The organism is Serratia sp. 14-2641 (assembly GCF_001692375.1).
In the GTDB taxonomy this organism is placed as follows: Bacteria; Pseudomonadota; Gammaproteobacteria; order Enterobacterales; family Enterobacteriaceae; genus Chania; species Chania fonticola_C.
Map to the genome: position 1 here is coordinate 23,919 of NZ_LXKR01000044.1, position 20,801 is coordinate 44,719.

Annotated in this window: 22 protein-coding genes; 8 read left to right on the forward strand and 14 right to left on the reverse strand. The window is 54.3% G+C overall.

Annotation, left to right across the window (positions count from 1 at the left end; translation table 11 throughout):
* Nucleotides 1–52: 52 nt before the first annotated feature.
* The 13 genes from A6U95_RS15430 to yceD form a co-directional block, all read right to left on the reverse strand.
* Nucleotides 53–829 carry a metal-dependent hydrolase gene (locus A6U95_RS15430; protein ID WP_065685092.1) on the reverse strand — a complete coding sequence of 259 codons (777 nt, stop codon included), beginning with the start codon at nucleotides 827–829 and terminating at the stop codon, nucleotides 53–55.
* A gap of 14 nt (nucleotides 830–843) precedes the next feature.
* Entirely contained in the window at nucleotides 844–1,851 is a 1,008-nt protein-coding gene (gene holB / locus A6U95_RS15435; protein ID WP_065685093.1) for a DNA polymerase III subunit delta', read from the reverse strand.
* On the reverse strand, nucleotides 1,851–2,489 hold the full coding sequence (gene tmk / locus A6U95_RS15440; RefSeq protein WP_065685094.1) for a dTMP kinase: 639 nt from the start codon (nucleotides 2,487–2,489) through the stop codon (nucleotides 1,851–1,853). Before tmk ends, holB begins: the two co-directional genes overlap by 1 nt.
* Nucleotides 2,479–3,504 carry an endolytic transglycosylase MltG gene (gene mltG / locus A6U95_RS15445; protein WP_065685095.1) on the reverse strand — a complete coding sequence of 342 codons (1,026 nt, stop codon included), beginning with the start codon at nucleotides 3,502–3,504 and terminating at the stop codon, nucleotides 2,479–2,481. Before mltG ends, tmk begins: the two co-directional genes overlap by 11 nt.
* Nucleotides 3,505–3,517: 13 nt before the next feature.
* Nucleotides 3,518–4,315, reverse strand: a complete 798-nt coding sequence (pabC, locus tag A6U95_RS15450; RefSeq protein ID WP_065685096.1) for an aminodeoxychorismate lyase — start codon at nucleotides 4,313–4,315, stop codon at nucleotides 3,518–3,520.
* Nucleotides 4,316–4,437: 122 nt separating this feature from the next.
* Nucleotides 4,438–5,679: a beta-ketoacyl-ACP synthase II gene (fabF, locus tag A6U95_RS15455; protein WP_024485943.1), complete on the reverse strand. Its 1,242-nt coding sequence runs from the start codon at nucleotides 5,677–5,679 to the stop codon at nucleotides 4,438–4,440.
* Nucleotides 5,680–5,760: 81 nt separating this feature from the next.
* The gene (gene acpP, locus A6U95_RS15460) at nucleotides 5,761–5,997 is read right to left on the reverse strand and encodes an acyl carrier protein (RefSeq protein ID WP_004719003.1); all 237 of its coding nucleotides are present in this window, start codon (nucleotides 5,995–5,997) and stop codon (nucleotides 5,761–5,763) included.
* A 154-nt stretch (nucleotides 5,998–6,151) separates the two neighbouring features.
* Nucleotides 6,152–6,886: a 3-oxoacyl-ACP reductase FabG gene (gene fabG / locus A6U95_RS15465; RefSeq protein ID WP_024528544.1), complete on the reverse strand. Its 735-nt coding sequence runs from the start codon at nucleotides 6,884–6,886 to the stop codon at nucleotides 6,152–6,154.
* A 12-nt stretch (nucleotides 6,887–6,898) separates the two neighbouring features.
* Entirely contained in the window at nucleotides 6,899–7,828 is a 930-nt protein-coding gene (gene fabD, locus A6U95_RS15470; RefSeq protein ID WP_065685097.1) for an ACP S-malonyltransferase, read from the reverse strand.
* 18 nt (nucleotides 7,829–7,846) lie between these two features.
* Entirely contained in the window at nucleotides 7,847–8,800 is a 954-nt protein-coding gene (locus tag A6U95_RS15475) for a beta-ketoacyl-ACP synthase III (RefSeq protein WP_065685098.1), read from the reverse strand.
* A 6-nt stretch (nucleotides 8,801–8,806) separates the two neighbouring features.
* Nucleotides 8,807–9,841: a phosphate acyltransferase PlsX gene (gene plsX / locus A6U95_RS15480; protein ID WP_024528541.1), complete on the reverse strand. Its 1,035-nt coding sequence runs from the start codon at nucleotides 9,839–9,841 to the stop codon at nucleotides 8,807–8,809.
* A 12-nt stretch (nucleotides 9,842–9,853) separates the two neighbouring features.
* The gene (rpmF, locus tag A6U95_RS15485; RefSeq protein ID WP_004943042.1) at nucleotides 9,854–10,021 is read right to left on the reverse strand and encodes a 50S ribosomal protein L32; all 168 of its coding nucleotides are present in this window, start codon (nucleotides 10,019–10,021) and stop codon (nucleotides 9,854–9,856) included.
* 16 nt (nucleotides 10,022–10,037) lie between these two features.
* On the reverse strand, nucleotides 10,038–10,559 hold the full coding sequence (gene yceD / locus A6U95_RS15490; RefSeq protein ID WP_024485941.1) for a 23S rRNA accumulation protein YceD: 522 nt from the start codon (nucleotides 10,557–10,559) through the stop codon (nucleotides 10,038–10,040).
* 141 nt (nucleotides 10,560–10,700) lie between these two features.
* Between yceD and A6U95_RS15495 the strand changes: the two genes are divergently transcribed.
* On the forward strand, nucleotides 10,701–11,282 hold the full coding sequence (locus A6U95_RS15495; RefSeq protein WP_065685099.1) for a nucleoside triphosphate pyrophosphatase: 582 nt from the start codon (nucleotides 10,701–10,703) through the stop codon (nucleotides 11,280–11,282).
* Between the two features lie 79 nt (nucleotides 11,283–11,361).
* Here A6U95_RS15495 and rluC read toward each other — a convergent pair whose 3' ends face one another.
* Nucleotides 11,362–12,330 carry a 23S rRNA pseudouridine(955/2504/2580) synthase RluC gene (rluC, locus tag A6U95_RS15500; protein WP_024485939.1) on the reverse strand — a complete coding sequence of 323 codons (969 nt, stop codon included), beginning with the start codon at nucleotides 12,328–12,330 and terminating at the stop codon, nucleotides 11,362–11,364.
* A gap of 553 nt (nucleotides 12,331–12,883) precedes the next feature.
* On the opposite strand from rluC, the gene rne reads away from it, so the two are divergent.
* The 7 genes from rne (at nucleotide 12,884) to A6U95_RS15535 (ending at nucleotide 20,800) form a co-directional block, all read left to right on the forward strand.
* Nucleotides 12,884–16,204, forward strand: a complete 3,321-nt coding sequence (gene rne / locus A6U95_RS15505) for a ribonuclease E (RefSeq protein ID WP_065685100.1) — start codon at nucleotides 12,884–12,886, stop codon at nucleotides 16,202–16,204.
* Nucleotides 16,205–16,455: 251 nt separating this feature from the next.
* Nucleotides 16,456–17,505: a dihydroorotase gene (gene pyrC, locus A6U95_RS15510; RefSeq protein WP_065685101.1), complete on the forward strand. Its 1,050-nt coding sequence runs from the start codon at nucleotides 16,456–16,458 to the stop codon at nucleotides 17,503–17,505.
* Nucleotides 17,506–17,579: 74 nt separating this feature from the next.
* Entirely contained in the window at nucleotides 17,580–17,819 is a 240-nt protein-coding gene (gene dinI, locus A6U95_RS15515; protein ID WP_021178315.1) for a DNA damage-inducible protein I, read from the forward strand.
* A gap of 134 nt (nucleotides 17,820–17,953) precedes the next feature.
* Complete coding sequence (locus A6U95_RS15520) at nucleotides 17,954–18,232, forward strand: hypothetical protein (protein ID WP_065685102.1); 279 nt, start codon at nucleotides 17,954–17,956, stop codon at nucleotides 18,230–18,232.
* A 198-nt stretch (nucleotides 18,233–18,430) separates the two neighbouring features.
* A complete protein-coding gene (gene bssS / locus A6U95_RS15525; RefSeq protein WP_024485935.1) occupies nucleotides 18,431–18,685 on the forward strand; it encodes a biofilm formation regulator BssS in 255 nt (84 codons plus the stop codon).
* A 145-nt stretch (nucleotides 18,686–18,830) separates the two neighbouring features.
* Nucleotides 18,831–19,943: an N-methyl-L-tryptophan oxidase gene (solA, locus tag A6U95_RS15530; RefSeq protein ID WP_065685103.1), complete on the forward strand. Its 1,113-nt coding sequence runs from the start codon at nucleotides 18,831–18,833 to the stop codon at nucleotides 19,941–19,943.
* Between the two features lie 215 nt (nucleotides 19,944–20,158).
* On the forward strand, nucleotides 20,159–20,800 hold the full coding sequence (locus A6U95_RS15535; RefSeq protein ID WP_065685104.1) for a LuxR C-terminal-related transcriptional regulator: 642 nt from the start codon (nucleotides 20,159–20,161) through the stop codon (nucleotides 20,798–20,800).
* The last annotated feature ends 1 nt before the right edge of the window (nucleotide 20,801 follow it).

The following is a 20,801-nucleotide window of genomic DNA, read 5'->3' on the forward strand; positions in this document are numbered from 1 at the left end:
GCTTAAAAAGAATTAGATTATCGCCAGCGGTTCGCTAAGCCTAGACGAAGGATCAGAGTTCGATGTGAAACAAACGTGAAAAGTTGGCGGTAGTCGCCTGCGCCAGATTTTCCAGGCTGACGCCCTTCAATACGGCCAGGTATTCTGCAACGTCGCGCACATAGGCGGGTTGGTTTTCTTTGCCGCGATGAGGTACCGGCGCCAGGTATGGCGAGTCGGTTTCCACCAGCATGCGATCTAATGGCACATAGCGGGCTACCTCGCGCAGCGGCTCGGCGTTACGGAAAGTGACAATGCCGGAGAACGAGATATAGAAGCCCAGATCGAGCAAGGCTTTCGCCGTTGGCAAATCTTCGGTGAAGCAATGCAGCACGCCGCCGCAATCCTGTGCGTTCTCTTCGCGCAGAATGGCCAACGTATCGTCACGCGCGTCACGCGTATGCACAATCACCGGCTTGTTGAGATCCCGGCCAATACGAATATGTTGACGGAACGACTCTTGCTGCAACGGGATATTGTCTTGTTGATAGAAGTAATCCAGCCCAGTTTCCCCCAGGGCAACCACCTGCTCTGCCGCAGCCAGAGTGCGCAGTTCGGTATAATCGTAGCCCCCTTCCAGATTCAAAGGATGAACGCCGCAGGAGAAGGCGACATCGGTACGTTGACCGATCAGTTGGGTCATCGCCTGATAACCCGGCAGCGTGGTGGCAACCGCCAGTACAAAGCCCACATCCTGCGCTTTGGCTTTGACCAGGGCATCGTCCACGCTGTGGTGCAAGGTGGCGAAGTCCAGGCTGTCGAGGTGGCAGTGAGAATCTACTAATAACATGATAATTAACTCTTTTACAACGAGTGAGGGGATGAGTAACCGGTAGCGCCGAGCATCTGCTCCCAACCGAGTAACTGTTCTGTCAGCAACAGCTCGCGATTAACGCCAACCACGCTGAGTAATTGATGGCGGCAGTTAAGCCACTGTTGCATGATTTGCTGGAGCGAAACGCTGCTCAAACGGCTGGCCAACTGCTGGACCAGCGGCAGTTGATCCTGATTCAGAGCATAGCTCGCGGCACCCTGCTGGTATTTCATCGCATCCATCAGCATCGAACATAGCCAGTGTAGCCGGTCCGCCACGTCGTCATAATTCAGTGCCGGCAACAGGGCCAACATATCGCACTGCGGCAGAGCAGCGCTCAAGGCGTTACACAGTGCGGCCCGCTGTTGCCAGCGATTCGGTTGCAGCAGCTGTTCGGCAGCGAGTGGAGCACCGTCATGCAGGCGTAATGCGGTCAGACGATCGACCGGATTGCCCGCGCCCTGGCGGTTAAGCCATTGCAGACTCAGCTGTTCATCCGGGCTGGCCAGATGCCAGTAGAAACAGCGACTACGCAGAGTCGCCAGCAGGCTTGAGGGCTCACGGCAACCTAGCAGGAAGTAGGTATTGGCCGGAGGCTCTTCCAAGGTTTTCAGCAAGGCGTTGGCCGCGGCCTCGGTCAACAGTTCTGCCTGCGACAGCCACACCACCTTGGCGCCCCCCTGCTGGGCATGGGAATAGAGGACCTCAATCACTTGGCGGATCGGTTCAATACCCAGGCTACTTTTGCCCTTTTCCGGGGCCAGCACGTGGTAGTCCGGGTGGTTGCCTGCCAGCATCAACCGGCAGCTGTGACACTCACCGCAGCTCTTTTCACCGTTGCGCTTTTGGCAGATCAGCCACCGGCTAAGGGCATAGAGTAGCTCAGCATCGCCGTTGCCCACCGCCGCATGCAGCAGTAATGCGTGATGGCCACGCCCAGCCGCATACTGCCCCACCAAATGACGATAGGGAGCGTTAAGCCACGGGTACCAGTTCATTACGCCCCTTCCTGCTGTTGCAGCCACTGTACAACCACCTTGCGAATATCGGCGGTGACCTGTTCCAGCGTTTGTGCCGCATCTATGGTAACGATGCTCGCATCCTGCGCCGCCAGTTCAAGATAGCGCGCACGGGTACGTTCAAAGAACGGCAGCGCTTCTTGCTCAATACGGTCCAACTCTCCACGCGCGCGCGCCCTTTGCAGGCCCACCGACGGAGGTAAGTCGAGATAAAGGGTAAGGTCGGGACGGAAGTCACCCAATACCGTATCACGCAGCGAGCTCATCAAATGTGGGTCGATTCCCCGGCCCCCGCCCTGATAGGCTTGCGCGGAAAGGTCGTGACGATCGCCAACCACCCAGGCTCCCCGCGCCAACGCCGGTTGGATCACGGTTTCCACCAGTTGCACCCGCGCGGCATATATCATCAGCAGTTCCGCCTTGATGGTTGGCAAATCGCCCTCTGCACCGCATTTAAACAGCTCGCGTAACTTCTCCGCCAGTGGCGTACCGCCCGGTTCACGGGTAAACACAATGTCGTTAATACCCTGCTCGTTAAGCACGTTGACCACGGTATTGCGCGCGGTGGTTTTACCCGCGCCTTCCAACCCTTCGATCACTACAAAGTTACTTTTCATTCTTTTCCTTTTGTACCTGCCGATAGACACGCACCGCAGCATTATGGCTTGCCAGGTTGGTGGTGAACGTATGACCACCCTTTCCGTCGGCAACAAAGTACAAATAATCGGTTTTAGCCGGATTGGCAGCAGCTTCCAGTGAAGCACGGCTCGGCATGGCGATCGGCGTTGGCGGCAGGCCACTGATCACATAGGTGTTATAGGGCGTTGCCGTCTCCAGATCCTTACGGGTGATGTTACCGGTGTAACTGTCGCCCATGCCGTAGATCACGGTAGGATCGGTTTGCAAACGCATGCCCAAACGCAGGCGATTGATAAACACCGAAGCAACCTTGGTGCGTTCCTCCGCTACGGCAGTCTCTTTCTCAACGATCGAAGCCATCGTCAACAACTCTTCCGGCGTTTTGTAGGGCAAGCTGGTGTCTCGCGCATGCCAAACGTCCTGCAATGCCTTGTACATCCGCAACTGCGAGCGCTTTAACAATGCCTGATCGGTGGTTCCCGCCGTATAGAGATAGGTATCTGGATACAAACGACCTTCCAGCACGCCACCTTCCGGCAGCCCCAGCGCCTTGGCGATCTCCGCCTCGCTTTTACCTGCCAGGGTATGCTTGACGTATTTGGACTCTTGCAGCACCTGCAGCCAATCTTTCAGACGCAAACCCTCGATAAAACGCGCGCTGAACTGGGCTTCTTTGCCGCTCGCCAACAGTTTCAGCATCTGGCGCACCGTCATCCCCGGGGTTAAACGGTAGGTACCAGCCTTGAATTCGGCCAGTTCCGGCTCCAGGCGCAGTAACCACGGGAACCAACGGCCATTGTGGATCAGCTTGTCACGTACCAGCAGCCCTTCAAGCGCCACACGGCCAGTGCCTGCGGGCAGTTTGAAGTAGGTTTCCTGCCCAATCGCCAGCGGAGTATCGGCAAAGCGTTCAATCCGCTGATGTCCCCAATACAGCGAAGCCAACGCCAGGAGCAGCAGCAGTACAACAATCTTGAGCTTTTTTCTCTTCATCGATCAGCCATCATTAACAGTGTGGTCGCAAAAAATCATACAGTTGGCGCGAAGGGTAGCGCCATGATTGTGCCCTATTCACCGGCAGCAACGGCATCAGCGCGTTGCATATCAGCATTTCCTCCGCATCGGCCAGCGTCTCTAGCGGTTCACTGACGTAATGCAGTAGATACTCGCTGCCCGCCAGAAGTTCAATCACGCGGCGGCGCATCACACCGGCGACACCGGCCTGATCCAGATTTGGCGTAAAGACGTTTTTTCCTTTGCGCCAGAACAAATTAGCCGCACAGCATTCCACCAGCATACCCGCAGTGTCAAGCACCAGTGCCTCATGGGCATCGGCCTGGTCAAGATGTGCGCGGATCAACACCTGCTCCAGGCGGTTAAGGTGTTTCAAGCCAGCCAACAGCGGATTACGTGCCAGCGCAACCGGGCTGAGCGCCAGGCTGATCCCTTCTTCACGCCATGACAGGTAATGCGTGGGATAGGTGCTGCGTGAAACGATCCGTGTAGGAGCAGCGCAGCCGCGCGGGCTGTAGCCTCGTCCGCCACTGCCTCTGGTCAGTATCGCTTTGACCACGCCAAGGGAGAGAGATCCTGCCGCATGGCGCATCTCAAGTTCCAATGCCGCCCAGTCCACCGCAGGCAGTAGCAACCTCTGCGCCGCCTGCTGCATGCGCTCGAGATGCCAAGGGAAAAGATCGATATTGCCATCCACCACCCTGGCGGTGGTAAAGCAGCCATCGCCAAACTGCAAACCGCGATCGCTGGCTGCCAGGGCGTCATGTTGTTGTCCATTTATCCAGTACATGCGTTTCCTCACTGTGTTATCACTACAGCATAACAGGCGCATACTACGATAAAACGGCCAGGCGCCATAAAAAAAGCCCGGTCAAAATGCACCGGGCCTTTATCAACTTAAGTTGGCAATAATTATACGCGACGGAAAATCAGCGAACCATTAGTGCCACCGAAGCCGAAGGAGTTACACAGCGTGAACTCCATATCTTTGGTCTGGCGCGCTTCGTGTGGTACGAAGTCCAGATCGCAACCTTCATCCGGATTATCCAGATTGATGGTAGGTGGAACCGCCTGATCGCGCAGAGCCAACACGGTAAAGATCGACTCAATCGCCCCTGCGGCACCCAGCAGGTGACCGGTCATCGATTTAGTGGAGCTGACCATTACCCGGTTGGCATCGCTACCAAATACGGATTTCACCGCTTGGGTTTCGGCTTTATCACCGGCCGGCGTCGAGGTGCCATGCGCGTTGATATAGCCAATCTGTGACGTTGTCACACCTGCATCACGCAGTGCGTTTTCCATCGCCAAGGCGGCACCGGCACCGTTTTCCGGTGGCGATGTCATGTGGTAGGCATCGCTGCTCATACCAAACCCGACAATTTCGGCGTAAATTTTCGCACCGCGTTGTTTTGCGTGTTCGTACTCTTCCAGCACCATCATCCCCGCACCATCGCCCAGGACAAAACCATCACGGTCTTTATCCCAGGGGCGGCTTGCGGCCTGTGGGTTGTCATTGCGGGTTGAGAGCGCACGAGCCGCCCCAAAGCCGCCGACACCCAGAGGGGTACTGGCTTTTTCTGCGCCACCGGCCAGCATCACATCGGCATCATTATAAGCAATGATACGTGCGGCATGGCCAATGTTATGGACACCTGAGGTACAGGCGGTAGCGATGGAAATACTTGGGCCACGCATGCCGTACATAATGGTCAGGTGACCGGCAATCATGTTCACAATGGTCGAGGGCACAAAAAACGGACTGATTTTCCGTGGGCCACCGTTAACCAGTGAGCTATGGTTTTCTTCAATCAACCCCAGGCCACCGATACCAGAGCCGATAGCGGCACCAATACGATTGGCGTTCGCCTCGTTGATATCCAGCCCCGCATCCTGCATGGCTTGCATGCCGGCGACGATGCCATATTGAATGAAAGCATCCATCTTGCGCGCATCTTTGCGCGAGATGAAATCTTCACAGTTAAAATTCTTTACCAAGCCAGCAAAGCGCGTTGCATAGGCAGTAGTATCGAAATGGTCGATCAGGCTGATGCCACTCTGACCGGCAAGAAGAGCATTCCATGTGGACTCTACCGTGTTGCCGACAGGAGACAACATGCCCAGTCCGGTCACAACTACTCGACGCTTAGACACGTTTGTCCTCCAAGGAGGGAAAATATGACGCTAGGGATAGAAAAAACTTAGGCGGTCGAGTGACCGCCTAGATATGTTCGCTTACTGCTGGCTAGCGTTGATGAAATCAATAGCTGCTTGCACAGTAGTGATTTTCTCAGCTTCTTCGTCTGGAATTTCGGTGTCGAATTCTTCTTCCAGAGCCATTACCAGCTCAACGGTGTCAAGAGAATCAGCGCCCAGGTCTTCAACGAAAGAAGCGTTGTTCAATACTTCTTCCTGCTTAACACCCAGTTGCTCAACAATGATTTTCTTAACGCGTTCTTCGATAGTGCTCATACTCTTAAATTTCCTATCAAAACTCGCTTTCGCGATGGTTTTCGTAGTGTATAAAATGTTGAAAAAGATGCAACTAAATCCCGGCTGGTCAAACCACGATTTTACGCTATTTTGCGGTTTTTACCTCAAATAACGCAAATAGTTTTCGCATTTTTTAAATCATATACATGCCGCCATTGACATGTAACGTTTCACCGGTGATGTAGCTGGCCTCGTCAGAGGCTAAAAATGCAACAGCGCTGGCGATTTCTTTAGCTTCCCCAAGCCGGCTAGCCGGAACCTGAGTCAAAATGCCTGCGCGTTGATCTTCTGTCAACGCCCGTGTCATGTCCGTCTCAATAAAGCCAGGAGCCACGACGTTGACCGTAATGCCACGTGAAGCGATCTCACGTGCCAAAGACTTACTAAAACCAATCAGACCGGCTTTAGCCGCCGCGTAGTTAGCCTGCCCTGCATTCCCCATGGTACCAACAACGGAACCGATAGAGATGATACGGCCAAACCGCTTTTTCATCATAGCTCGCATTACCGCTTTTGACAGACGGAATACGGAAGTCAGATTGGTGTCCAGGATATCCTGCCACTCATCATCCTTCATTCGCATCAGCAGGTTATCACGCGTAATCCCGGCATTATTCACTAAAATGTCGATTTCGCCAAATTCCGCACGAATCGAGGTCAAAACGTTGTCGATAGATTGAGCATCAACCACGTTTAGCATATAGCCTTTGCCGTTCTCACCCAGATAGCTGCTGATGGCTTCAGCACCGCTCTCGCTGGTAGCGGTGCCGATAACCTTGGCGCCACGTGCAACAAACAACTCTGCAATAGCCCGGCCAATACCGCGGCTTGCGCCGGTGACCAGGACAATTTTCCCTTCGAAGCTCATGGTTATCCTCTTTTACTGTTCCAACGCCGCAGACAGGCTGGCAGTATCGTTAACCGCTGCCGCCGTCAAGGTGTCGACAATGCGTTTGGTCAGGCCGGTCAGCACTTTGCCCGGGCCCACTTCCAACAGCAGAGTCACACCCTCTGCCGCCATAAATTCTACGCTTTCCGTCCAGCGTACCGGGCTGTACAGCTGGCGAACCAACGCACTGCGGATAGCTTCTGGCGCGGTCTCTGCGCGTACATCAACGTTATTGACTACCGGTACTGTCGGCGCGTTGAAGGTAATGTCTTGCAGCGCTACAGCCAGCTTATCGGCGGCCGGTTTCATCAGTGCGCAGTGCGAAGGCACACTCACCGGCAACGGCAGTGCACGTTTGGCACCGGCTGCTTTGCAAGCTGCACCTGCACGCTCAACCGCTTCTTTGTTGCCCGCGATAACGACCTGCCCCGGAGAGTTGAAGTTCACCGGTGAAACTACCTGGCCTTGAGCTGACTCCTCACAGGCTTTGGCAATCGAGGCATTATCCAGACCGATGATGGCGTACATGGCACCAGTACCTTCTGGTACCGCTTCCTGCATCAGTTTGCCGCGCAGCTCTACCAAACGGATTGCCGCAGCAAAATCCAGCACACCGGCACACACCAGCGCCGAGTATTCACCCAGGCTGTGGCCGGCCATCATCACAGGCATGTTACCGCCCTGCTGCTGCCAGACACGAAAGATGGCAACGGAGGCCGCCAACAACGCTGGCTGTGTCTGCCAGGTTTTATTCAGCTCTTCTGCCGGGCCAGTCTGTACCAACTGCCACAGATCGTAACCCAAAGCCGCAGAAGCGTCGCTAAAAGTTTGTTCCACAATGGGAAACTGTGCGGCCAAATCGGCCAACATGCCAACGGTTTGTGAACCCTGGCCTGGAAAAACAAATGCAGTTTGCGTCATTTTTTTATTCCTGTTGAATCAAAAACGAACCAGCGCCGAGCCCCAGGTAAAGCCACCGCCGAATGCTTCCAGCAACACCAACTGACCACGCTGGATGCGCCCGTCGCGTACGGCTTCGTCGAGCGCTGCAGGTACCGAGGCGGCAGAGGTGTTACCGTGACGATCGAGCGTCACCACCACTTTCTCCATCCCCATACCCAGTTTTTTTGCCGTTGCGCTGATGATGCGCAGGTTGGCCTGATGCGGAACCAGCCAATCCAGTTCGCTGCGGTCAAGCTCGTTGGCCTTCAGCGTTTCATCAACGATATGTGCCAGTTCGGTGACTGCCACTTTAAACACTTCGTTGCCCGCCATCGTGACGTAGGCAGGCTGATCCGGGTTCTGACGATCTTTATTTGGCAGCGCCAGCAGATTGCCATAGCGGCCATCCGCATGCAGATGGGTAGAGATAATGCCCTGGTCCTCAGAGGCCCCCAGCACTACCGCGCCCGCACCGTCGCCAAACAGGATGATGGTGCCGCGATCCTCTGGATCGAGCGTGCGCGACAGCGCATCTGAGCCGATCACCAGCGCATGCTTTACCGCGCCGTTCTTGACGTACTGATCGGCCACGCTCAAGGCGTAGGTAAAGCCAGCACAGGCCGCCGCAATATCAAACGCCGCGCAGTCCTGAATGCCCAGCATCTGTTGCACCTGGCAGGCAGAACTTGGGAACGCATGGCTTGAGGTGGTGGTCGCCACCACGATCAGGCCGATATCTTCTTTAGCCACACCCGCCATTTCCAGCGCGTGAGACGCAGCGTGGAAGCTCATGGTTGCCACGGTTTCATCCGGGGCAGCGATACGACGTTCACGAATACCGGTGCGAGTCACGATCCACTCGTCAGACGTATCCACCATTTTTTCTAAGTCAGCGTTGGTGCGCACTTGTGCGGGTAAGTAACTCCCCGTACCGAGAATCTTTGTATACATGAACGATCAGTCACTCTTGGGTAATACAGCTTCAAGGCGCGCAGCAATCCTGTCCGGAACTTGCCGCTGCACCGCCTGTACAGCCTGTTCGATTGCCACCGCAAACGCGTTTTGGTTTGCAGCGCCGTGGCTCTTAATCACGGTTCCCCGCAATCCTAACAGACATGCACCATTATACTGGTCGGGGTTCAGATGACCAAAACGCCTTGCCACCCTTTTTTGTAACCAACGACCCAACAATTTTAACCACCACGCCTGTTTTCCCCCTTCGGAGGATGACTTGAGTAGCGACAAGAACAGTCTTATCACACCTTCCATGGTTTTCAGAGTGACGTTGCCGACAAAGCCGTCGCAGACCATCACATCGGTTTTACCAGTGAGCAGGTCGTTGCCTTCCAGATAACCAATATAGTTGATTGCCTGCGTTTTTTTAAGTACGGCGGAGGCTTCGCGGATATTATCCAGTCCTTTGGTTTCTTCTTCGCCGATATTGAGCAGTGCCACACGTGGCTGCGCGATACCCAATACCTCTTCCGCCATCACTGCTCCCATGACCGCGAACTGCACCAGCATCGTGCTATCGCACTCTACGTTGGCCCCCAGATCCAGCACCACGGTTTTACCGCGCTGCTGGTTAGGTATCACGGTCATCAACGCCGGGCGTTCAATGCCGTCCAACGGTTTGATCAGCAGCTTGGCCAGCCCCATCAACGCCCCGGTATTCCCTGCACTGACACAAGCCTGCGCCTCACCGCTTTTAATCAACTCCAGCGCAATACGCATAGAGGTACCTCGGCTGGCCCGGATCGCTTGTGAAGGCTTGGCGTCACCGGCAATAACCGATTCGGCAGGTACGACTTGCAAGCGTTCCAGGACAGACGGATCGGCTTTGGCAAGTAACGGGGAGATGACGTCGGGATCGCCGACTAACAGGAGATGAAGCTGTAAATTAGAGGCCAGTGCCTGCAATGAAGCAGGCACTGTGACGCAGGGACCGAAATCCCCGCCCATAGCATCTAACGCCAGGGTTAGACGAGTCAAAGTATCGCTGACTTAGCCGATAACCTTGCGACCGCGGTAGAAACCGTCGGCAGTGATGTGGTGACGACGATGAGTTTCACCGGAAGTCGCATCTACAGACAAGGTGGTGGTGGTCAGGGCATCGTGTGAACGACGCATGCCACGTTTGGAACGGGTTGGTTTATTTTGTTGTACGGCCATGGACCTTACTCCTCGATTACTTACGCTTTAAACTGGCTAATACGGCAAATGGATTTGGTTTCTCCGCCTCAGGAGGCAGTTTGCCAAACACCATGTCCGCTTCGGACACTTCACAGTGTTCAGATTCATGTACCGGAACGACAGGCAGTGAAAGAATAATTTCGTCTTCAATCATTGCCAACAGATCGACTTCGCCAAACTCGTCAACTTCGATCGGTTCGTACGCTTCCGGTAATGCCTCAGCCTGCTCATCATTGACGACCGGGCTAAAACAATATGTTGTGTGGACCTGATGTGCAAACGGGACACCACAGCGTTGACACATCAGCGTTACCGCGACGTCCGCATGCCCTGTTATCACCGCGAGGCGCTGGTTATCAATATCAAACGACAACTGCACTTCGACATCACTGTCCACACTGACCACGGAGTCGGCAACACGTGTAACCAGCTCAGGCGCATAGGAACCAACATAGTCCAGGCGTTTCTGAGCGGTACGTACCGCATCAATGGTCAAGGGTAATTTTACCTTTTGCATAGGGCGCGCATATTAACTTTGTAACGTCATAGAGTCAAAGAAAAAGGCCCTAAAACGGCACCTTTCACCAATATTCGCTTCCAGAGCGGCCGACAGTTTAAGATGACCGACATATTTACGCTACGGTTTGTGGAAAAAATTATGCAAAGACTCTTACTCGCTTCAACGTCAATCTACCGCCAGCAGCTGTTGGAGAAGCTGCACCTGCCCTTTATTTGTGCAGCACCGCAAACCGATGAAACACCGCTGCCCGGGGAAAGTGCCGAGGCTTTGGTGCTGCGCCTGGCGGCGGCCAAGGCTCAGGCGCTGGCCACGGCCTACCCTGATTATCTGATTATCGGTTCCGATCAGGTCTGCGTGATCGCCGGGGAAATCACCGGTAAGCCCCATAGCGAAGAGAACGCCCGCCAGCAGCTACGTAAGGCCAGCGGCAAGCAGGTGACCTTCTATACCGGTTTGGCGCTCTATAATAGCCGTAGCCAACGCCTACAGGTGATATGTGAACCTTTCCACGTTCATTTCCGTACGTTGAGCGAAGTGGAGATAGAAACCTACGTGCGTCTCGAGCAACCGCTCTTTTGTGCGGGCAGCTTCAAGAGTGAAGGTTTGGGGATTGCGCTGTTTGAGAAGTTGGAGGGCCGCGACCCGAATGCGTTGATTGGCCTGCCGCTGATCGCATTGCTGGAGATGTTGCGGGCTGAAGGGATCAACCCGCTGGTATAAGTGGGCGCAGCATGCGGCGCCCCTACGATCGAATATGTTCGGCCCTAACAAATTCCACAACGGCTCACTTTGTCGGGGTTTATTTTTTTGCTGCGGCGGTCCGCTGGCGCAATACCTGCAGGCAATGACGCAGTTCGTCATCCATCGGCGCTTCGATGCGCATCGTTTCGCCGGTAGCTGGATGTTCAAAGCGCAGCGCCGCCGCATGCAGGAACAGGCGTTTCAGGCCGGTGCCCGCCAATTGGCGATCGAACTCCCGGTCACCATAACGATCGTCAAAGGCGATCGGATGCCCGGCATGCAAGGTATGCACGCGAATTTGGTGGGTACGCCCGGTGATCGGGCTGGCCTTCACCAGCGTGGCATGTTCAAAGCGTTCTTCGATCTTGAAGCGGGTCTCCGAAGGTTTGCCTTCGCTGTTGACGCGGACAATGCGCTCCCCGCTCTGTAAAATATTCTTCAGCAACGGTGCTTGCACCGCTTTGCAGTGCGACTGCCACTCGCCGCGCACCAACGCCATATAATCCTTCTGCATCCCCTTAAGGCGCAGTTGCTCGTGCAGCGAACGCAGCGCCGAACGCTTCTTGGCCACCATCAACACGCCGGAGGTATCGCGATCCAAACGGTGCACCAGCTCCAGAAAACGTGCTTCCGGACGTAATGCCCGCAATCCTTCGATCACGCCAAAACTCAGGCCGCTACCGCCGTGCACCGCCGTTCCCGAAGGTTTGTTCAGCAATAGCAGGTGATCGTCCTCATAAAGGATGCAATCCGCCAGGGCAGCAACTTTGTCCAGCTTGGCGGAAACCGGTGCATCTTCACGTTCGGCGACCCGAACCGGAGGAATGCGCACCACGTCGCCCGCTGCCAGTTTATATTCAGCCTTGATGCGGCCTTTATTGACCCGCACCTCGCCTTTGCGCACGATGCGGTAAATCATGCTCTTCGGCACGCCTTTCAGGCGGGCAAGCAAAAAATTGTCGATTCTCTGACCGGCTTCGTCGTCAGAAATCGTCACTAATTGTACTGCGGGAATGTTCGTTTTCATGGGGCGGGATTCTAAATAGAGCGCGTCAATAGCGCCACCTCTTTTTATGTGCTTAACTGTCTCTCAGACTGTGAAAGAAACGCCAGCGAACAATAAGGCAGCAAGCCAGGTTGATCGTTTGCGGTTTCGATCATAGTTAAGGAAAAGTCACCTTGCTATAAAGGTGCTTGCAATGGAATAATGCTGTAACTTTCCGTGCCGATCCCCTTGAAACGAGGAGAATTGCGGAATTATACAGTTTGTCTGGTTGCACAAAAACGCAGCAATGGCGTAAGACGTAATGTGAAATCAAACAATTAGCGGGCTGCGGGTTGCAGCTTGGCCGGCAAATGGAATCAGATCTGTCAACATAAATCAGAGGCTATTCCCTGAGTCAAAAGCGCTGTGTTTCACAAAGAAATACAGGCTTACCGAGATAATGCGCCCCTATGCAGGCGACAACCGTGAGGTTGACGGCTTTGCGAGAAGACACGGGGTTTTCGGTTTTAACCTGGCCATGAGGTTATTTTGCCCGCAGCTTTGTCGATAATGTAAAAAAAACGAGTAAGTTAAGATGAAAAGAATGTTGATTAACGCAACTCAGCAGGAAGAGTTGCGTGTTGCCCTTGTAGATGGACAGCGGCTGTACGATCTGGATATTGAAAGCCCTGGCCATGAGCAGAAAAAAGCGAATATTTACAAAGGCAAAATCACTCGAATTGAACCTAGTCTTGAGGCCGCGTTCGTTGATTACGGCGCTGAACGACATGGTTTCCTCCCGCTAAAAGAAATCGCTCGCGAATACTTCCCAAGCAATTACTCTTCCCATGGTCGCCCAAACATCAAAGATGTGCTGCGTGAAGGCCAGGAAGTCATCGTTCAGGTTGATAAAGAAGAACGGGGTAATAAAGGCGCAGCCTTGACTACCTTCATCAGCCTGGCCGGTAGCTATCTGGTTCTGATGCCGAACAATCCGCGTGCCGGTGGTATTTCCCGCCGCATCGAAGGTGACGACCGTACCGAACTGAAAGAAGCGCTCTCCTCGCTGCAATTGCCAGACGGCATGGGGCTGATTGTCCGTACCGCTGGCGTTGGCAAATCTGCTGACGCTCTGCAATGGGACCTGTCATTCCGCCTCAAGCACTGGGAAGCGATTAAAAAAGCCGCCGAAGGCCGCCCTGCTCCGTTCCTGATCCACCAGGAAAGCAACGTTATCGTGCGAGCATTCCGCGACTACCTGCGCCCAGACATCGGCGAAATCCTGATCGACAACCCGAAGGTACTCGATCTGGCCAAAGAGCACATCGCTGCCTTGGGCCGTCCGGATTTCAGCAGCAAGATCAAATTGTACAGTGGCGAAATCCCGCTGTTCAGCCATTACCAGATCGAATCGCAGATCGAATCCGCGTTCCAACGTGAAGTGCGTCTACCTTCCGGTGGTTCCATCGTGATCGACACCACCGAAGCCTTGACCGCTATCGATATCAACTCCGCGCGTGCAACCCGCGGTGGCGACATCGAAGAAACCGCATTCAATACCAACCTGGAAGCGGCAGATGAAATCGCTCGCCAATTGCGCCTGCGCGACCTGGGTGGCCTGATCGTCATCGACTTTATCGATATGACCCCGGTTCGTCACCAGCGTGAAGTGGAAAACCGTCTGCGCGATGCCGTCCGCCAGGATCGTGCCCGCATTCAGATTGGCCGTATCTCTCGCTTCGGCCTGCTGGAAATGTCCCGTCAGCGCCTCAGCCCGTCACTGGGTGAATCCAGCCACCACGTGTGCCCGCGCTGTACCGGTACCGGCACCATCCGTGATAACGAATCGCTGGCGCTGTCTATTCTGCGCCTGATCGAAGAAGAAGCGCTGAAAGAGAACACCAAAGAAGTTCACGCCATCGTGCCGGTTCAGGTTGCTTCCTACCTGCTGAACGAAAAACGTGATTCTGTCAGCGCGATCGAGAAGCGCCAGGGTGGCGTGAAAGCGATCATCGTGCCAAACGATCAGATGCAAACTCCGCATTACTCCGTGCTGCGCGTACGCAAGGGTGAAGAAACACCAACCCTGAGCTACCTGCTGCCGAAGCTGCATGAAGAAGAAATGGCCCAGCCGCAGGATGATGCGCCAGTTGAGCGCAAACGCGAGCAACCGGCTCTGGCTTCCTTCTCTCTGTCACAGGATGCTCCACCGCAGGAAGAAGATCCTGTGGTTAGCAAGCCTGCGGTTGCCGCCAAACCGGCAGTTGTATCAACTCCTGCTGCTGAAGCCAAACCTGGCCTGTTGAGCCGTCTGTTCGGTGGCTTGAAGTCCCTGTTCGCCGGTGAAGAAACGCCGGTGGTTGAAGCTAAACCGGTCGTAGCTGAGAAAACGGAAGACAGCGACAACCGTCGTCAGGATCGTCGTGGCCAACGCCGCCAGGGTTCTGGCCGTAAAGGTGAACGTGGCGAGCGTAAAGAACGTGGCGAAGGGCGTGACAACCGTGAACGTGGTGACCGTGAACCACGCGAAAATCGCGAGCCGCGTGAACCACGTGAAAACCGTGACGACCAGCGCCGCAACAACCGCCGTAACGCACAGCAACAGACTGCACCAACGGCTGTCAACACCGAAGTGCAGACTGAAGAAGCAGCCAAGGTACAGCGCGAAGATCAGCAACAGCGCCGTGAACAACGTGCCGAGCGTCAACGCCGTCGTCAGGAAGAAAAACGTCAGGCTCCGCAAGATGTCAAAGTGCCAGAAACTGCGGAAGTCGTTGTTGCCAGCCATAGCAATGACGAAGATGAAGACCGTCATCAGCAGCCAACGCAGCGTCGTCAACGCCGCCCACTCGCGCAGAAAGTTCGCGTCCTGTCGGCGGAAGAAGAACTGCATCGCGCCGCTGAAGAACTGTTAGCGCCTAAGACGCCGGTCGCCAAGGTTGAAGAAAACCAGGCTCCGGTATTGGCGGAGAGCGTTAAACTGTTGCCACAGACCATTGCGGCCCAGTCTGAAGATGATGCGCAAGCTGACAACCGTGGTAACGGTGAAAACGGCATGCCACGTCGCTCTCGTCGTTCTCCACGCCATCTGCGCGTCAGTGGTCAGCGTCGTCGTCGCTATCGTGACGAGCGTTATCCGAACCAGTCGCCAATGCCGTTGGCCGGGGCGTTTGCCTCACCAGAGATGGCTTCAGGCAAAGTTTGGGTCAGCTATCCTGTGGCACAAGCAGCCGTCTACGTTGAACACGAAGAAGCTCAAGCGCCAGTGGCAGTTGAAACCGTCGCCGTTGCTGCTGCACCGGTGGCTGTTGAAGCCGCTCCTGTTCAGCCTGTGGTCAACGAAGCGCCAAGCGTAGTTGAAACCGCTTCGGTAGTGGCTGAATCGGTGGCAACACCGGTAGTTGAAGCCCCGGTAGAAACTGCACCTGTTGAAACAGTAGCCGACGCTGTCGTCGCTGCCGAGTCAGCCGCTGTTGTGGTAGATGAAACCGTTGTCAGTGAAACAACTGAAGATGAGACGGTTACAGATGCTGCAGTACAAGCTGAGCCGGTTATCGCTGAACCCGTGGTGCAAGAGTCTGTAGTTGAAGAAGCTGTAGTGGAAGCCGTCGTAGCAGCCCCTGCAGAGGCTACTGTAACCGCAGAGCCAGAAGTCGAGCCAGCACAGCCAGAGGCTGCTCCAGCTCCTGTGCAGGCGGCCCCAGTGGTTGCACAACCGCAACCGGCGCTCTACAAGCATATCGCTACCGCCCCGATGACCAAAGCGCCTGCGCCGGATTATCAGCCGGAAGCCGCGAAGACCAGCGAGTGGCAGCGCCCTTCCTTCAACTTTGACGGAAAAGGTTCTGCTGGCGGCCATGCAGCGGCTAATCAGGCCACTGCTCCAGCGACCAAACCGCAGCCGGTTAACGACTAAGTTAATCCCTGCCATAAAAAACCCGCCTAGATGGCGGGTTTTTTCTTACCACTGAACATTCGGGCCATCCTTTTCAGTTTCTTAATGTCCAATGCCTCAAGTTGCCCTGAGCTAGCAAGCCAATTGATTTCAACTTGTCATTAACTAACAGATGCATCCAAAACGTTTTCCGCTTATCCTTTCACCCCGGCGTGAATAACCCTCGTTTATTCGCTTTTATTAAGATTTTTTGACCGCCGGAGCTCTGCACCATGACCGCACAACCCCAAGCCCTGAAAATCCGCCGCCCTGACGACTGGCATATCCATTTGCGTGACGACGACATGCTGAAAACGGTTCTGCCCTATACCAGTCAGGTGTTTGGCCGGGCGATTGTGATGCCGAATCTGGCCCCACCGATCACCACCATTGCCGCAGCACGTAGCTATCGTGAACGTATTCTGGCAGCCCTCCCCGCAGAACATGACTTCACGCCGTTGATGACCTGCTACTTGACGGATTCACTGGCTGCGGCGGAACTGGTCAACGGGTTTGAGCAAGGGGTGTTCACCGCCGCCAAACTCTATCCAGCCAACGCCACTACCAACTCCAGCCACGGCGTGAGCGATGTGACCGGGATTTATCCCCTGCTTGAGCAGATGCAGAAGATCGGTATGCCGCTGCTGATCCATGGCGAAGTCACCGATGCTAGCGTAGATATCTTCGATCGTGAGGCTCGCTTTATCGAACAGGTGATGGAGCCGGTACGCCGCCAGTTCCCGGAATTAAAAATCGTCTTCGAGCATATCACCACCCGGGAAGCCGCTCAGTACGTGCAGGAAGGCAATCGTTTCCTTGGTGCTACCATTACGCCACAGCACCTGATGTTTAACCGCAACCACATGCTGGTTGGCGGGATCCGGCCGCATCTGTTCTGCCTGCCGATCCTCAAGCGTAACATCCATCAGGAAGCGTTACGCAGCGCCGTTGCCAGCGGCTGTGACCGCTTCTTCCTCGGCACCGACTCGGCACCTCATGCCAAACACCGTAAAGAGACCAGCTGTGGCTGTGCAGGAGTATTTAACGCCCCGAACGCGATGCCCGCCTACGCGACCGTGTTTGAACAATTAGGCGCGCTGGAGCATCTGGAAGCCTTCAGCTCGCTGAATGGTCCCCGCTTCTACGGCTTGCCGGTGAACCAGGACTTTATCACGCTGCAACGCCTGCCTGTGGCCCAGCCAGAGGAGATAACTTTGGGTAATGAAGCCGTGGTGCCCTTCCTGGCCGGTGAAACCATCAACTGGTCAGTGACCGACTGCTAAATATTTTATTTCTGCTCTTGCCTCCGGCGTCAGTTAACTGTATAAATATCCAGTATACAGTTCCGGGGGCAATTATGCGTGTTGAAGTCACTATAGATAAAACCAAACCACTGCCGCCGGGGGCTATCGAAGCCCTGACCGGCGAATTCAGTAAACGGGTCAATCGCCAGTTTCCTGACACTACCGTCCAAATCCGTTATGCCGGTGCCAATGGCCTTTCCGTAATGGGCGGTGCCAAAACAGATAAAGACCTGATCGAGGAGATACTCCAGGAAACCTGGGAAAGTGCCGACGATTGGTTCAGTGCAGAATAATTCTGCAATGTAGTTGTTGCCGGGGGTCGCTCTCCGGCTTTTTTGTTTCCGCCGTATTGCCCTTTTCCCTGGAAGAAACAGCACTTGTGGTCTGTAATGATTAGACGACTTATGGTGCAACAAAGGTGTAAAGAATGGTTCCGGATAAAGGCAAGCCCGAAGAAGCGATGACCTTTGGCGAGTTGCTGGCCCTGATCGCCGATCAAAAACGGCGGCTGAGCGTGCTCGAGGTCGCTTTCTCTTATTTGTCTTTCGGCTTGAATGACAAAGCCAACCAGTTGCTGATCCACAGCCTGAAACTGGAAGCACAAAATCAGAACCGCGATCCTGAAATGCAAAAGCATTTCGCCCATCTGGCAGCCGAATTAGAAAGTCATGCGCACGTGCAACTTCCTCCTGCAGCCGAAGAGTAATATTTGAACGGGCGCAGCATGCAGCTGCCCCTACCCTTTGCCGATTACTTGAGCAAAAAATATTTATTTGCAATAAACCGCAGGAAAACACCCCACGTCAGATCTCGGATGCGTATACTGTAAAAGCTCACCATGAAGATGAGACGCATTGATCCTCGTTAGTAACTCCAGCTAGTCACTACTTGATAAGGGGTCTTTATGGACAGAAATGATGAAGTAATACAGACACATCCGCTTGTTGGCTGGGATATCAGTACCGTCGATGTTTATGATGCCATGATGATTCGCCTTCATTACCTGTCTTCACTAGACCAAACAGCCGAAGAAGCGCAAGTGGATCGGACTCTTTGGCTCACCACAGACGTTGCCCGCCAATTGATCAATATTTTAGAGGCTGGCATCGCCAAGATAGAATCTACGGATTATTTAGACCTTGATCGAAGAAAACATTAACCCATTCACCCTCAACCGCTAAGGCGTCGGCAATTAACCGGCGCCTTTTCTTTTGTATCGACTCGCATCGGTTCATGGTGCATTGCCGCCAGCAAACTCTTATCATATCCGCCATCAGCGACACATCAAAGAAAGGACATGGCACGTGGAATATGACTTGATCATCGTGGGTAGCGGCTCGGTTGGGGCTGCTGCAGGCTACTATGCGACAACCGCAGGCCTTAAGGTCTTAATGATCGACAGCGCTTTCCCCCCGCATCGTCAGGGCAGCCACCACGGCGATACCCGTATCATCCGCCATGCCTACGGCGAGGGCGAAAAATATGTGCCTTTTCTGCTGCGCGCCCAGGCACTGTGGAACGGATTAGAACAGAAAAGCGGCGAAAAACTGTTTCATCCCTGTGGCGTGCTCACCCTGGGGCCACAAGACAGTGAGTTTGTCACCACGGCGCAGCGCAGTGCCAAAAACTTTAACCTCAATACCGAGTTACTGAGCGCCGAACAGATCCAACAACGCTGGCAAGAATTCACTACGCCAACAGGTTACGTCGGCCTGTTCGAACCAGATGCAGGAATACTGCGCTCGGAACTGATTGTTGCCAGCTACGTCAAATTGGCCAGAGAAGCAGGCTGCGCCCAACTGTTTAATTGCCCGGTAACCGCCATCGAGCCAATCGAGCAAGGAGTTGAGGTCGTTACTTCCGAGGGGCGCTACCAAGGCCGTAAAGCCGTGGTCTGCGCGGGAACCTGGGTCAAAAATCTGTTACCGCAGCTTCCTGTTTCACCGGTGCGTAAAGTGTTTTCCTGGTATCAGGCAGATGGCCGTTACAGCGAAAACAACCGCTTTCCGGCTTTCACCGTTGAAGCGCAAGACGGCTGCCACTATTACGGTTTCCCCTCCGAGAATGACGGCTTAAAGGTCGGAAAACATGATGGTGGACAACCGATGGAGACAGCAGATCAGCGTAAGCCGTTCGGCTCCCTGGCCAGCGACGGTAGCGAAGTATTCGGCTTTCTGCGCCACTTCCTGCCTGGGCTTGGCGTCTGTCTACACGGTGAAGCCTGTAGCTATGATATGAGCCCGGATGAAGACTTTATCATCGACACCCTGCCTGACTGCCAACAGTTGATGGTGATCACCGGCCTAAGTGGCCACGGCTTTAAGTTTGCTAGTGTACTGGGTGAGATAGCCGCGCTGTTTGCGCAAGATAAGCCTTCATCCCTGGATATCACGCCCTTCAGCCTGCGGCGTTTCTGACCGTTCAATCCCCTGTTAGCCCCGTTCTGGCCAGCGGCAGGGGAACCCTCCGACAATGAAATTCCGCCAATATACTGATATTAATGAAAAATAGTCTATAGACGGAAATATCTTCCTATAGCCACTGGATTTCCGAATTGATCCCACAACCGGGTAAGGCCTATTTTACATAATTAGGCTCTAGCCCGTTTTGTATCTTCAACAAGGACGTCACCATGAAACTACTCGTTGTGGACGAATGCTGTTTCACTCGTATTGGGATCGCCAGCCACTTTACTGACAACGTGTTTGCGTCAGTAAACTGCTGCCCAGACATCGACACCGCGCTCCCTCTACTGGACAGTTTCAAACCCAGCCATATTTTGGTGAATCTGACCAACTACTGCCGCTGTACAACAGATAATCAACTGCTTTCAGCGTTTATCACGGCGGCGTGGCGTGCAACGGTATATATTTATCTGGATGTTCCTTATCCCTACAGTGAAAGCCCGCTGCGCATTGCCAGCAATACTTTTTTATTCAACAAGGCCGTGCTACCGATTGCGCTAAAAACGCTAAGTAAAATCCCAAGTGAACTAATGAAGGATGAAGAGGTTCATTCGCTTTTCAGCCCGCAAGAATTGACGGTAATGCGCTATTGGATGTCCGAAATGCCGAATTATCGCATCGCCAAGAAATTACAGATCAGCGCCCATACGGTGTACGTACATAAACGCCATATCACCGAGAAAATCAACGTGCGCAACCGGCTGGAATTTTATTCACTGTATAACATACTGCGCTATTTCTATCCGCCAGAACCCACCACCTTTAAGCCGGTGGGTTCGGCTTCGTTAGAACTGCGGGCTGCCGTTTAAG